This is a genomic window from Streptomyces varsoviensis (assembly GCF_000718635.1).
Classification (GTDB): Bacteria; Actinomycetota; Actinomycetes; order Streptomycetales; family Streptomycetaceae; genus Streptomyces; species Streptomyces varsoviensis.
On record NZ_JOBF01000022.1, the window covers coordinates 211,090 to 224,574 of the forward strand.

Annotated in this window: 10 protein-coding genes; 3 read left to right on the forward strand and 7 right to left on the reverse strand. The window is 70.9% G+C overall.

Translation table 11 applies throughout. From position 1 onward, the window contains the following. Positions 1 to 48 precede the first annotated feature (48 nt). Together IF55_RS27710 and pyk are read left to right on the forward strand one after the other, a co-directional pair. Positions 49 to 1,314: an acetate kinase gene (locus IF55_RS27710; RefSeq protein WP_030889854.1), complete on the forward strand. Its 1,266-nt coding sequence runs from the start codon at positions 49 to 51 to the stop codon at positions 1,312 to 1,314. A gap of 97 nt (positions 1,315 to 1,411) precedes the next feature. Continuing rightward, the gene (gene pyk / locus IF55_RS27715; RefSeq protein WP_030889851.1) at positions 1,412 to 2,863 is read left to right on the forward strand and encodes a pyruvate kinase; all 1,452 of its coding nucleotides are present in this window, start codon (positions 1,412 to 1,414) and stop codon (positions 2,861 to 2,863) included. 78 nt (positions 2,864 to 2,941) lie between these two features. Here pyk and IF55_RS27720 read toward each other — a convergent pair whose 3' ends face one another. From IF55_RS27720 to IF55_RS27745, 6 genes are all read right to left on the reverse strand, one after another. Further along, complete coding sequence (locus IF55_RS27720; RefSeq protein ID WP_030889848.1) at positions 2,942 to 5,539, reverse strand: ABC transporter permease; 2,598 nt, start codon at positions 5,537 to 5,539, stop codon at positions 2,942 to 2,944. 69 nt (positions 5,540 to 5,608) lie between these two features. Continuing rightward, positions 5,609 to 6,322: an ABC transporter ATP-binding protein gene (locus IF55_RS27725; protein WP_245661451.1), complete on the reverse strand. Its 714-nt coding sequence runs from the start codon at positions 6,320 to 6,322 to the stop codon at positions 5,609 to 5,611. A 310-nt stretch (positions 6,323 to 6,632) separates the two neighbouring features. Continuing rightward, positions 6,633 to 7,508 carry a carbohydrate ABC transporter permease gene (locus tag IF55_RS27730; RefSeq protein ID WP_048832550.1) on the reverse strand — a complete coding sequence of 292 codons (876 nt, stop codon included), beginning with the start codon at positions 7,506 to 7,508 and terminating at the stop codon, positions 6,633 to 6,635. 1 nt (position 7,509) lies between these two features. Continuing rightward, positions 7,510 to 8,391, reverse strand: a complete 882-nt coding sequence (locus IF55_RS27735; RefSeq protein ID WP_030889840.1) for a carbohydrate ABC transporter permease — start codon at positions 8,389 to 8,391, stop codon at positions 7,510 to 7,512. Further along, positions 8,388 to 9,743, reverse strand: coding sequence for an extracellular solute-binding protein (locus IF55_RS27740; RefSeq protein ID WP_030889837.1), 1,356 nt, complete (start codon positions 9,741 to 9,743; stop codon positions 8,388 to 8,390). Before IF55_RS27740 ends, IF55_RS27735 begins: the two co-directional genes overlap by 4 nt. A gap of 81 nt (positions 9,744 to 9,824) precedes the next feature. Then, positions 9,825 to 10,838 carry a chitinase gene (locus IF55_RS27745; protein ID WP_030889834.1) on the reverse strand — a complete coding sequence of 338 codons (1,014 nt, stop codon included), beginning with the start codon at positions 10,836 to 10,838 and terminating at the stop codon, positions 9,825 to 9,827. A 202-nt stretch (positions 10,839 to 11,040) separates the two neighbouring features. On the opposite strand from IF55_RS27745, the gene IF55_RS27750 reads away from it, so the two are divergent. Next, positions 11,041 to 12,162, forward strand: coding sequence for a methyltransferase domain-containing protein (locus IF55_RS27750; RefSeq protein ID WP_030889831.1), 1,122 nt, complete (start codon positions 11,041 to 11,043; stop codon positions 12,160 to 12,162). A 22-nt stretch (positions 12,163 to 12,184) separates the two neighbouring features. Here IF55_RS27750 and IF55_RS27755 read toward each other — a convergent pair whose 3' ends face one another. Next, positions 12,185 to 13,435 carry an FAD-dependent monooxygenase gene (locus IF55_RS27755; RefSeq protein ID WP_037966799.1) on the reverse strand — a complete coding sequence of 417 codons (1,251 nt, stop codon included), beginning with the start codon at positions 13,433 to 13,435 and terminating at the stop codon, positions 12,185 to 12,187. Positions 13,436 to 13,485: the final 50 nt, after the last annotated feature.

Genomic DNA, 13,485 nt, shown 5'->3' on the forward strand with positions numbered 1-13,485 from the left:
GCCCGGCACCGCCGCCCACCCGTCCGCCGCCTACCGGAAAGCCCGCCCATGACCGCGAACGCCGGCCCCGCCACCGATGCCACCGCCGCCGCCCAGGCCGATGCCCCGGCCGAGGCGACCCAAGTCCTGGTCCTCAACTCCGGGTCCTCCTCGGTCAAGTACCAGCTCCTCGACATGGCCGACAGCACCCGCCTCGCCACCGGCCTCGTGGAGCGCATCGGCGAGGAGACCTCCCGGGTGACGCACGCGCCGCTCGCCACCGGCGGCGCGAAGCGCGAGCGCGAGCAGCCCATCGCCGACCACGAGGAGGCGCTGCGGGCCGTCACCGAGGAGCTGACCGCGGACGGGCTGGGGCTCGACTCGCCGAAGCTCGCCGCGATCGGCCACCGCGTCGTGCACGGCGGGCAGCGGTTCAGCGGGCCGACCGTCATCGACCGGGAGGTGCTGGCGGAGATCGAGCGGCTGATCCCCGTCGCCCCGCTGCACAACCCGGCCAACATCACCGGCATCCGCACGGCCATGGGCCTGCGCCCGGACCTGCCGCAGGTCGCGGTCTTCGACACCGCCTTCCACACCACGATGCCGGAGCACGCGGCCCGCTACGCCCTCGACGTCGAGACCGCCGACGCGCACCGCATCCGCCGCTACGGATTCCACGGCACCTCGCACGCGTACGTCTCCCGCGAGACCGCGAAGCTGCTGGGCCGGGACGTGACCGACGTCAACGTCATCGTGCTGCACCTGGGCAACGGCGCCTCCGCCTCCGCCGTCGAGGGCGGCCGGTGCGTGGACACCTCCATGGGGCTGACGCCCTTGGAGGGGCTGGTGATGGGTACGCGCTCCGGTGACATCGACCCCGCGGTCACCTTCCATCTGCGGCGGGTGGCCGGGATGAGCGTCGACGAGGTCGATGAACTGCTCAACAAGAAGAGCGGCCTGATCGGGCTCTGCGGCGACAACGACATGCGCGAGATCGGCCGCCGGATGGGCGAGGGCGACCGCGCCGCGCAGCTCGCCTTCGAGATCTACGTGCACCGGCTGCGCAAGTATGTGGGCGCGTACACGGCGGTGCTCGGGCGGGTGGACGCCGTCGCGTTCACGGCGGGCGTGGGCGAGAACTCCGCGGCCGTCCGGGAGGCGTCGATGCGCGGCCTGGGCGCGCTCGGCATCGAGCTGGACGCGGTACGGAACTCCGTGCGCGGCTCCTCGGCGCGGCTGATCTCGGCGGACACCAGCCGCGTCGCGGTCGCCGTGGTCCCCACCGACGAGGAGCTGGAGATCGCCACTCAGACGTACGCGCTGGTCAGCGCCTAGATACGGGCCGTCCGCCAGGCGGCGGCGCGCATCTGGGAACCGCCCCTGCCCCCCACTGGATTATTCCGCCCCGAAACAAACCGATAGGATCAGCTTTATGCGCCGTTCCAAAATCGTCTGCACACTGGGCCCCGCCGCCGACTCCTACGACCAGCTCAAAGCGCTGATCGAGGCCGGCATGAACGTGGCCCGCTTCAACTTCAGCCACGGGACCCAGTCGGACCACGAGGAGCGGTACCACCGCGTCCGCAAGGCCGCCGAGGAGTCCGGCCGCGCGGTCGGCGTCCTCGCCGACCTCCAGGGCCCCAAGATCCGGCTGGAGACGTTCGCCGACGGCCCGGTCGAGCTGGAGCGCGGCGACGAGTTCACCATCACCACCGAGGACGTCCCCGGTGACAAGACGATCTGCGGCACCACGTACAAGGGGCTGCCCGGCGACGTCTCCAAGGGCGACCAGGTCCTGATCAACGACGGCAACGTCGAGCTGCGGGTCACCGAGGTCGACGGCCCGCGGGTGCGGACCATCGTCATCGAGGGCGGGGTCATCTCCGACCACAAGGGCATCAACCTGCCCGGCGCGGCGGTCAACGTGCCCGCCCTGGCCGAGAAGGACGTCGAGGACCTGCGGTTCGCGCTGCGCATGGGCTGCGACATGGTCGCGCTCTCCTTCGTGCGCAACGCCGACGACGTGCGCGACGTGCACCGCGTCATGGACGAGGTCGGCCGCCGGGTGCCGGTGATCGCCAAGGTGGAGAAGCCGCAGGCCGTCGAGAACATGGAGGCCGTCGTCGCGGCGTTCGACGCCATCATGGTCGCCCGCGGCGACCTGGCGGTCGAGTACCCGCTGGAGAAGGTCCCGATGGTGCAGAAGCGCCTCATCGAGCTGTGCCGCCGCAACGCCAAGCCGGTGATCGTCGCGACCCAGATGATGGAGTCGATGATCACCAACTCGCGGCCGACCCGCGCCGAGGCGTCCGACGTCGCCAACGCCATCCTCGACGGCGCCGACGCGGTCATGCTCTCCGCCGAGTCGAGCGTCGGCTCGTACCCGATCGAGACCGTCAAGACGATGTCCCGCATCGTCGAGGCGGCCGAGGAGGAACTGCTCTCGCGCGGCCTCCAGCCGCTCGTCCCGGGCAAGAAGCCGCGCACCCAGGGCGGCTCCGTCGCCCGCGCCGCCTGCGAGATCGCGGACTTCCTCGACGCGACCGCCCTGGTGGCGTTCACCAAGTCCGGCGACACCGCCAAGCGGCTCTCCCGCTACCGCGCGGTCCAGCCGATCCTCGCCTTCACCACCGACGCGGACACCCGCAACCAGCTCACGCTGAGCTGGGGCATCGAGACGTACGTCGTCCCGCACGTCGACAACACCGACGCCATGGTCGACCTCGTCGACGCCGAGCTGCTCAAGCTCAACCGCTACAACCAGGGCGACACCATGATCATCACGGCCGGTTCGCCCCCCGGCATCCCCGGCACCACCAACATGGTCCGGGTGCACCACCTCGGCGGCCAGAAGGCCGAGCAGCAGCCCGCGCAGCAGGGCTGACGCACCGCAGCGACCCGAACGGCGGTGGGCGCCCCTCTCCTTGAGGGGCGCCCACCGCCGTTTCGCGTACCCGCGGGCCTACTGCACGCCCATCGACTCCAGCGGGCTCAGCCGGCCCGCCCGGCGCGCCGGCCACACCGCCGCCAGCACGCCCACCACCAACGCGATCAGCAGGAACAGGCCGATCCGCGGCCACGGCAGACCGAACTCGTACGCCGGGAACGACGACTTCACCAGATGCCCGCCCGACCAGGCCAGGAACCCGCCCACCACGATCCCCAGCACCGCGCCGAACACACAGATCATCACGGACTCCAGCCGCACCATCCGCTTCACGTCGCGGCGCGCCAGCCCGATCGCCCGCAGCATCCCGATCTCCCGGGTCCGCTCGAAGACCGACATGGCGAGCGTGTTGACGACCCCGACCACCGCGATGACCAGGGCCATGCCCAGCAGCCCGTACGTCATGTTCAGGATGTCGCCGATCGACCCACTGCGCTCGGCGCGCAGCACCGACTGGTCCTTCACCTTCACCAGCGGGTTGCTGCCGAGAGCCGAACGGAGCTTGTCGGCGAGACCGGACGCCTTGCCCGGCTCCGCCTTCACCAGAATCCGCTCGTTGGCGAGGGACGGCTGGTTCACATGGCTCGCGATGGTCGCCAGCGACACGAACGCCTTGGGGACCACCTCGTTGTCGGTGTAGATGCCGCCGATCGTGTACGTGGCCGTCTTCGGCCCCTTCGCACGGCCCGGCTTCTCGTCCTCCGCGCCGCTCTCGTCGCCGTTGTAGGTGACCTTGAGGCGCTGCCCGGTCCGCAGACCGCGTTCGCCCGCCGTCTTCTCCGACACGGCGATGGTGTTCTTCGCCCGTACCGCCTCCGCCGACCCGCTGGTGAACCGCAGGCCCGCCACCTTCCCCAGGTTCGACACGTCCGTGCCGGTCAGGCCGCCCGCGTCGGACCCCAGGTCGACACCGACCGTACGCAGCGGCACGGCCGCGGCGACGCCCGGCACGGCGGACAGCCGGCCCGCGGCGTCCTTCCCGAGCCCCCAGCCGCCCTCCGAACTCACCTGGTAATCGGCCGTCAGCCCCTGCCGCTCCATCATCTTGTCGACGCCCAGCGTGGCCGAGTGGCCCAGCACCGTCAGCCCGGTGATCAGCGTGAGGCCGATCATCAGCGCGGACGCCGTCGCGGCGGTACGGCGCGGATTGCGCAGGGCGTTGCGCGTCGCGAGCCGGCCGCTCGCCGGGAACATCCGGGCCAGCCCCTTGCCCGCGAACGTCACCAGCGGGCGCGACAGCAGCGGGGCCAGCACGGCCGCGCCCGCCAGGACGAGCGCCGACCCCGCCATGCCCGCGTTGATGCCCTCGCTGGACGTCTTCGTCGCCACGTAGAACATGGTCGCCACGCCCGCGCCGCCGAGCACCGCGCCGATCACGCCGCGCACCACCAGGCTCCGCTGCGCGGGCGCCTGGTCGATCTCGGACAGCGCCTCCACCGGGGCGACACGCGCCGCCCGCCGCGCCGGCAGCCACGCGGACAGCACGGTCACGACCACGCCGATCACCAGCGCGTACCCGAACGAGGCCGGCTCGACGATCAGCGGACCGTCCGGCAGGTGCGCGCCCGTCGAGTTGAGCAGCGGCCGCAGCCCGAGCGCCACCCCGAGACCCAGCACGAACCCGGCCACCGACGCCAGCAGCCCCAGCACCGCCGCCTCCACCAGCGTCGAGCGCACCACCTGGCGGCGGGACGCGCCCACCGCCCGCAGCAGCGCGATCTCCCGGCGGCGCTGCGAGATCAGCATGGTGAAGGTGTTGGCGACGATGAACGCCCCGACGAACAGCGCGATGCCCGCGAAGACCATCAGCGACTTGGTCAGCGACCGGGTGCTCATGGTGATCTCGTCGGCCTGGATACGGGCCAGCTCCGAACCGCTCTGCGCGGATGCCTTCTCCTCAGGCAGCATCCGCTGGATCCGCTCGGTCAGTTCGACGTCGTCGACGCCCGGCCGCGCCCCCACCGAGAACTCGCTGAACGAGCCCGCGCCGGAGTACAGCCGCTGCGCGGTCGCGGTGTCGAACAGCGCCAGCGTGCCGCCCGAGGTGACCCGCGGGTCCGTCGTGTCCACGGTGCCCACCAGCTTCTTGGTCAGCACCGGCCCGTCGATCGCGAACCGGACCCGGTCGCCGAGCCGGTACCCGCCGTCGGCGGCGGCCTTCGTGCTCAGCGCGATCTCGTCGGCGGCGGCGGGCCCGCGGCCGGAGGTGAGCGGGTAGCGGCTGTCCTTGCCGTCCTTGCCCGGCGTGAAGTCGGCGCCGAGCGACTGCCACTCCTCGCCCATGGGCCGCTGCTTCTTGTCGGCGATCGTGGCGTACCCCGTGGCGCTCGGCCGCACCGAGGCGACGCCCGGCAGCGCCCGGATCTTGTCGGCCAGCCGCTCGTCGAGCGCCGTCCGGTGCTGGTCGCCGGGGGCGCGAATGCCTTCGTTGGCGGTCACCAGGACGGCGACGCCCCGGTAGTTCTTGGCCGAGACGTTGCGGTACGCGTTGCCGGCGGTGTCGCCGAATATCAGCGTGCCGGAGACGAAGGCGGTGCCGAGGATGATCGCCAGAGCGGTCATCACCAGCCGGGCTTTGTGCGCGAATACGTTGCGCAGGGCGGTGCGAAGCACGTGTGTCAGTCCTGGAATGCGGGGGACGGGGAGTGCCGGGTCCGGCGTCGAGCGGTGGGCGGGGGTTCCTCAGTTCGTACGGCCCTTGGAGTCGAACGCCTTCATCCGGTCCAGGACCGCGTCGGCGGACGGCCCGCGCAGCTCGTCCACGATCCGGCCGTCGGCCAGGAAGATCACGCGGTCCGCGTACGAGGCGGCGACCGGGTCGTGCGTCACCATCACGACCGTCTGCCGGAGGGCGGGGACCGACTCCTGGAGGAAGCCCAGGAGTTCCGCGCCGGAGCGGGAGTCGAGGTTGCCGGTCGGCTCGTCCGCGAAGATGATCTCCGGCTGGGAGGCGAGCGCGCGGGCCACGGCGACGCGCTGCTGCTGGCCGCCGGAGAGCTGCGACGGCCGGTGCGTCAGCCGCGCGGACAGCCCCATCGTCGCGACGATCTGGTCCAGCCACGCCTGGTCGGGCCGGCGGCCCGCGATGTCCATCGGCAGGGTGATGTTCTCGATCGCGTTGAGCGTCGGCAGCAGATTGAACGCCTGGAAGACGAAGCCGACCCGGCCCCGGCGCAGCCGCGTCAGCTCCCGGTCGTTCAGCGAGGCCAGTTCGACGTCGCCTATCCGGGCCGAACCGGACGAGAGGGAGTCGAGCCCCGCCATGCAGTGCATGAGCGTGGACTTGCCCGACCCGGACGGCCCCATGATCGCGGTGAACTCCGCGCGCCGGAACTCCACGGACACCGCGTCCAGCGCGACCACCCGGGTCTCGCCCTGCCCGTACACCTTGCTCAGTTCGGTCGCCCGCGCGGCGACGGCGACGGGGGCGGCGGCGCCGGACGTGGGGAAGGGGGCGGACGTGGGGAAGGGGGCGGAACGGGACACAAGGTCTCCTGGGAGAGCGGGGGATGAATGCTCCCCCATCCTCGGCCACCCGCCCCCCTCCTCACCTCGGCCGCACGGCCCGACCTCGGCACCGGCCAAATGGCCGATGCCGGGCCCGTACGTCGTACTCAGGATGTACGCGCCTCCGACTTCCGGGCGAACGGCGCCCCGGGCCGGCCGGCGCTCTTCCGGGCGAACTGCGACCCCGGCCGGACGGCGCTCACCCCTTCACCGCGCCGCCCAGCGCGAAGCCGCCGCCCAGACGCCGGGCGATCAGGACGTACAGCAGGATCACGGGCGTCGAATAGAGGATGGAGAAGGCGGCGAGCTGTCCGTATGCCACCTCTCCGCGGTAGCCGAAGAAGGTGAAGATCGAGACGGACGCCGGGAGTTGGTCCGGGGTGAGCAGCAGCATGAAGGGGACGAAGAAATTGCCCCACATCATGATGAAGCTGTAGACCGTCACGACGGCCACACCCGGCCCCATCAGCGGCAGCACCACCCGGGCCAGGGCCTGCATCGGGTTCGCGCCGTCGGTCCAGGCGGCCTCCTCCAGGCTGACGGGGATGGCGTCCATGAAGTTCTTCATCAGCCAGATGGCGAACGGCAACTGGGTCGCCGCGAGGAAGAGGGCCGTGCCGGAAAGGGTGTCGATGAGGTTGATCCGCACGAAGAGGCCGTACACCGGGACCATGATCGCGGTGACCGGCAGACAGGTGGTGAACAGCACCGCCATGAGGTACGGGCGCTTGAAGCGGGAGCGGAACCGCGAGAGAGGATAGGCGGCGAGGGCCGCGCAGCCGATGGTCAGGGCCGTGGCGCCGCCGCACAGCAGCAGGCTGTTGAGCATCGGCCGGTAGGTGATCTCCGAATTCATCAGGGCGTCGAAGTTGGCGAGCGTGGGCTCCGTCGGCACGGAGACGTCGAGCGAGGCGTGTTCGTCGAGGGAGGAGAGCACCAGCCAGGCGAGCGGCACGGCGAAGGCGATGGCGACGACGAGGAGCGCGGCGTCGGCGGCGAGCCGCTGCCGGGTGGCGCGCCGCAGCTTGGCCGTACGGGCGCGTGGTCGCTGGGCCCCGCTTGCTGAGCGGCGCATCTCAGACCTCCTCGCGCAGCAGGCGCAGGTACACCAGCGAGAACAGCGCCCCCACCAGGAGCAGCAGCAGCGCCACCGCCGTGCCGTAGCCGATGAGCGCCTTCAAGAACGCCTGGTCGTACATGAAGACGGGCAGCGTCTGGCTGCGCGTACCGGGCCCGCCGCGCGTCATCGCCCAGATCAGGCCGAAGACCGAGAGGGTCTGGAGCGTGTTGAGCATCAGATTGGTGGCGATGGAGCGGCGGATCATCGGCAGCGTGACGCGCCACATCCGCTGCCAGCCGCTCGCGCCGTCCACCTCGGCGGCCTCGGTGATCTCCTGGGGGATGTCGCCGAGCGCGGCGGAGTAGACGAGCATCGAGAAGGCGGTGCCGCGCCAGACGTTGGCGAACGACACGGCGAGGATGGGCAGCGTGAACAGCCAGTTCTGGCTGGGCAGATGGAGCAGGCCGAGGATGTCGTTGAGGGTGCCGCGCCGTTCGAAGAAGGCGTAGAGCAGAAACCCGGCGACGATCTCCGGCAGCACCCACGCGGCGATGACGATCGCCCCGGTCAGCGTCCGTACGGGCCGGGAGGCGCGCCGCATCAGGGCGGCGAGGCCGAGGCCGAGGGTGTTCTGGCCGACGATCGAGGAGAGCACGGTGAAGACAAGGGTCAGGACGACGGCGTTGAGGAACTTGTCGTCCGCGAAGGCCCGCCGGAAGTTGTCGAAACCCACGAAGTGCGTGGACGAGGCACCGGTGAGCTGCATGTCGGTGAAGGCGATGTAGACGCAGTAGGCGATGGGCCCGCCGAGGAAGAGCAGCAGCAGGAGGGTGGCGGGGGCGATGGGCAGCCAGCGCAGGCGGGGTCCGCGGCCGCGGGCCGTGGTGAGCGCGCTCACGGCTTGCTCACCACCGCGCCGTCGGTGATCGACGCGACTTGCTTGTCGTAGGCCCTCGCGGCCTCGGCGACCGACGAGTCCCCGGTGGTCACGTTCTCCATCTGCTCGCCGATCGCGGCGGAGACCCTGGGGTAGACGGGCAGCGCGGGACGGAAGTGGCTGTATTTGACGAGCGAGGTGAAGAATTCGATGCCGGGCATGGACTTCAGATACGTGGCGTCGGCGGCGACATCGTCGCGGACCGCGATCTGCGCGCCCCGGATGTCCCATTCGACGGCGTTCCGCTTGGACTGGAGGGTCTCGATGAACTGCCAGGCCAGGTCGGCGTTGGTGGACTTGGCGGGGATCGACCAGGCCCAGCCGCCGGAGAGGCTGACCTTGCCGGGGGCCTGCCCGTGCTGCGTCGGGAACGGCGCCTGCGCCATCACCTTCGACCAGCGCGGCCACGGCTTGCCGCCGGTGGGCAGCCAGTACTCGCCGAGCCAGGAGCCGTCGAGGCTGATCGCGACCTCACCGGCCGGAAGCCACTCGCTGACGTTGCGCACGCCGACGTTCGGGTCGAGGGCGTCGGAGATCTCCGGCCCGAGCTTTTCGGCGTAGACGCTCCGTACGAAGTCCAGCGAGTCCCGGAATCCCTTGCTGCCCGTGACCCATTTCTTGGCCGCCGGGTCGTAGAGCGGGTCCTTTCCCGTGCCGTACAGCAGCATTTCGAAGGTCTGCATCACGGACGCCTCGCCCGGCCCCTTTCCCGTATAGACATTGAAGGGGGTGACGCCGGGGACCTCGCGCTTGATCGTACGGGCCGTGTCCAGCACGTCCTGCCAGGTCTTCGGCTGCCATCTCGCGGGCAGTCCGGCCTTGGCGAAGATTTCCTTGTTGTACCAGAGGGCGCGGGTGTCGGTGCCGTCCTGCACGCCGTACGTCTTGCCGTCCTCCGCTCTCGTCGCGGCCTTGGCGGCCGGTGCGAACTGCTTCCAGTCGGCCCATGTGCTGATCTTGTCGTCCAGCGGGCGCAGATAGCCGCTCTTGATATCGGCGTTGATGAGGAACGTGTCCTCGTACACGAGATCCGGCGAGGTTTTCGCGGACCGCATCATCTGCTGGATCTTGGCGTAGTAGTCGTTCTCGGACGCCTGTATCGGGATCAGTTTGACCTTCTTGCCCCGGTGCGTCTTCTCGAACTCCTTCTTCACCATGGCCAGATAGTCGTCGGTATAACGGACCTTGCTGTTGGTATTCCGCTGGTAAGCGACCTTCACGGTGTCCGGATGGGAGACCGACCCCACGCCGCAGGCGGTGAGCGTGCCTGCGGCGAGGGCGGCGACGAGGATCAGTGGAACGGTGGGGCGCACGGGCTCGACCTCCAACTCGCCTCGGCGGGCTGCCCGGTGACCGTATGACCCTCGCCGGTGGGGGCATCGCCCCCGCGGCTGTCAGCCGTGGTAACCGGCCAGCACCTTGGTGAAGTCGTACGTTCCCTGGTCGATGCCGCTGCACGCGTCACCGCCGCCGCCCGATCCGCACTTGCGGTCGCGGTTGAGCGACCAGAAGGAGACGCGGGAGAGGTGGTGGCTCGTCGCGTACGCCACCATCGACTTGAAGTCCGCGACCGAGACGACCTCGCCGGCCTGGTCGGTGTGGCCGTTCATCGAGGAGAAGCCGGACTTGCGGTACGCGGCGTCCGAGGACAGCTTGTACTCGCTCGCCACGGTGTTCTTCAGCCCGTCCACCGCCGACTTCGTGGCGGCGGCCATGTCCACGGCGCCCTTGCCGAAGTCGAACGGCATCACCGCCCACTCCGCGTCGAGCTTCTTGGCCGCGCCGCGCTTGACGAGATCCTTGCCGTCGGCGGTCGGGCCGGTGGTGGTCGTGCCGAACGTGACGTAGATCTTCAGGCCCGGATTCTTCGTCTGCGTCGTCTTCAGCGCGTCGATGACGCGCTGCCGCACGGTCGCGTTCGACACCTCGGTGTTCTCGATGTCGATATCGATCGACTTCAACTTATAGGCGTCGATCACCTTCTGATACGCGCCCGCCAGCGCCCCCGCCGACGAACACTTCTCGCCCAGCTTGTTCCCGCTCCAACCGCCGAACGACACCGTCACATCGCCGCCGGCCGACCGTATCGAATTGATCGTCGACTGATCGACCCCACCGGTCAGCGCCCGATTCCCGTCCCACTTCGGATTGCACCCGCCGTCGGACAGCATGAACGCCATCGTGAACTGCTTGATCCCGGTGGCCGACATCACGGACGTCGCCTTGGGCGGACTGCCCCAACCGAGGTACAGATAGGGCCCATTGAGCCCACTGGGCGCGGCGGCCTGCCCGGCGCCGGCCCCGTGGCCGGGCGCGGGCGCGGCCTGCGCCCCGGCCGCGAGCCCCCCGCCGACCAGCGCGGCGGCGGACAGCACGGAGAGCACGGAGACGATTCTCTTGCGACGCACGTCGAACCTCCATGGGGGGTGGGGTGAACGTGCGTGAACGCTAGCGACAGGTCATGCCCGCGACAAGACGGTGGTTAGGAACGTTTCCTAACGGGGGGCTTGGCGGGTGCGCACTCCCCGTGACGTTATGGTGACGTAGAGGCCCGCCCTGCTGTCCCTGATTCCGATGTGACGGCGGCCACCGCGAACCGAAGCGACCAACATGACTATGGACTTCACCGCGCTGCGCGCCCAGGCCGCCGGGGTGCTCGGCGGCCTGGGCGCCTTCGCGCGGCCCTGGTTGCGCGAAGCCTTCGCGTGCGTGCCCCGCCACGCGTTCATACCGGACACCGTGTGGGCCGAGGGGCCGGACGGCTACCGGGCCTACGGCCGTACGGACGACCCCGGGCGATGGGCCGCGGCGGCGTACGACCCCTGCGACGGCCTCGTCACCCAGGTCGACGACGGCCGCACCCCCGCCGGCGGCCTCGGCACCCTGCCGACCTGCTCCATCAGCGCGCCGAACGCCGTGCTGACCATGCTCGCCGAAGCCGACCTGCGGACCTCGGACACCGTCCTGGAGATCGGCACGGGGACCGGATACAACGCCGCGCTCATCGCCCGGCGCGTCGGCGGCGACCGCCTCGTCACCGTCGAGATCGACAAGACGCTGCACGCCCGGGCCCGCGCCGCGCTCGCCGCCGCCGGCTGCGGGAACGTCACCGTGGTGCACGGGGACGGAGAGGCCGGTCATCCGCCGGGCGCGCCCTACGACCGGGTGCTGTCCACCGCCGCCGTACTGACCGTCCCCTACCCCTGGGTCGAGCAGACCCGCACCGGGGGCCTGATCCTCACCCCGTTCCGCACCGCGTTCTGTTCCCACGGACTCGCTCGCCTCACCGTCGACGGCGGCCGGGCGACGGGCCGTTTCGCCGGTGCCATGACCTTCATGACCGTACGCGGCCAACGCCCGCGCTCCCCGATCGGCGAGCTGTTCACCGACGAGACCTGGCGGGAGGCGCGCGAATCCGCCCTCGGCGGGGGACTGGACGGCCTCGCCCTCACCGACCCGCACGCCGCCTTCGCCATCGGCCTGCTGCTGCCCGGCGTCGCCCACTGGGAACAGGGCGACGGGCACTGGTGGTGCGCCCCTGACTCCTGGGCCTACGCCACCGGCGAGGCCGTGTACCAGTGGGGCCCGCGCGATCTCTACGACGAGACCCGCGCGGCCGCCGACTGGTGGCGCGACGAAGCGGGACGGCCCTCCCTGTTCGACTTCGGCCTGACCGTGACGGAGCGCGGCCAGACCGCGTGGCTCGGGGACCCGGGGCACCCCCTCCCCTGAACTCCCGGCCGCCGGGCGGCCGTCACGCCCCGGGCCCGTGGCCCTCTGCTGCACGGGCCGGTGAGGCGGTGGGGGAGGGCGGGTAGGCGGGGAGGGGCATGGTGGCGTAGAGGCGGGCGCTCTTGGTGGTGCGGCGGGCGAGGGCGCGGCTGGGGCCGGCGGGGAGGGCGGACAGGAGGCGGGCGCCTTGGGCTAGGCCCCAGGCGCCGAGGCCGGAGGCGGGGACGAGGGTCTTCACCGCGCTCAGGGCGGCGGCGCGACTGCCGCGCACATGGTCCGCCATCGCGGCCTCGTACGCCGGGAAGGCGCGCTCGTGGTCGCCGCCCGCGCGGGCCAGTTCGCCCGCGAGGACGTACGCGCCGACGATGGCCAGCGTGGTGCTGCCGCCGACGGCCGGGCCCGGGCAGTAGCCGGCGTCGCCGACGAGCGTCACCCGCCCCCGCGACCAGGTGTCCATGTGGAGCTGGGTGATCGAGTCGAAGTAGAACGCCGGGGTGCGGTCCAGCTCGGCCAGCCAGCGGTCCACGTCGGCGTGGAGTCCGGTGAACGCGTCGCGCAGCAGTTCCTTCTGGCGGGGCACATCCCGGTGGTGGCAGTCGAGTTCGCGCTCGCTGCGGAACAGGAACAGCGCCCGCGCGTCGTCGAGGTGGCGCGCCCCGTACATCGCGGCGGTGCGGCCGACGCCGACGTGCATGAGGGTTTCGCCGTCGCGCGCGTAGGACCTGGGCAGGGTCAGCACCCCGAGGTAGGCGCCGATGAACTCGGCGAAGAGCGACTCGTCGCCGAAGGCGAGGCGGCGCACGTTGGAGTGCAGCCCGTCCGCGCCGACGACGAGGTCGAAGCGGCGCGGCGCGGCGTTCTCGAACCGCACCTCGCCGTCGGGCGAGATCGCGGTGATCGAGTCGCCGAAGACGTACTCGGCGTCGTCGCGCGTGGCGTCGTAGTAGATCTCGCTCAGGTCGTCGCGCATGATCTCGACGTGCCGGTCGGACGCGGCGCTGAAGATCCTGGCCAGGTCCACCCGAACGGGCCGCCGCGCACCCTCCCGTAAGAGGGTCATCCGCCGCGCCCCGGTGGCCCGTTCCGCCACGGCCTGGAGTACGCCCATCCGCTCCGTGATGTCCATCGCGGGCCGGAACAGGTCGACCGCGTGGCCGCCGGTCTTGCGGAGCGCGGGCGCGCGCTCGACGACGGTGACGGAGAAGCCGTGCCGGGTGAGCCAGTAGGCCAGCGCCGGGCCGGCGATGCTGGCGCCGGAGATGAGGACGTGCATGATCGCTCCCTTACTTAACGGTAGGTAAGCAGGTCTCCAGCGTACTTACC

What these genes read in the sequence shown, in the direction of transcription:
- IF55_RS27710 (WP_030889854.1), top strand. Translation starts at nt 49, where the DNA reads ATGACCGCGAACGCCGGCCCCGCCACCGATGCCACCGCCGCCGCCCAG.
- IF55_RS27730 (WP_048832550.1), bottom strand. Translation starts at nt 7,508, where the DNA reads ATGCGCCGCTCAGCAAGCGGGGCCCAGCGACCACGCGCCCGTACGGCC.
- IF55_RS27755 (WP_037966799.1), bottom strand. Translation starts at nt 13,435, where the DNA reads ATGCACGTCCTCATCTCCGGCGCCAGCATCGCCGGCCCGGCGCTGGCC.
- pyk (WP_030889851.1), top strand. Translation starts at nt 1,412, where the DNA reads ATGCGCCGTTCCAAAATCGTCTGCACACTGGGCCCCGCCGCCGACTCC.
- IF55_RS27750 (WP_030889831.1), top strand. Translation starts at nt 11,041, where the DNA reads ATGACTATGGACTTCACCGCGCTGCGCGCCCAGGCCGCCGGGGTGCTC.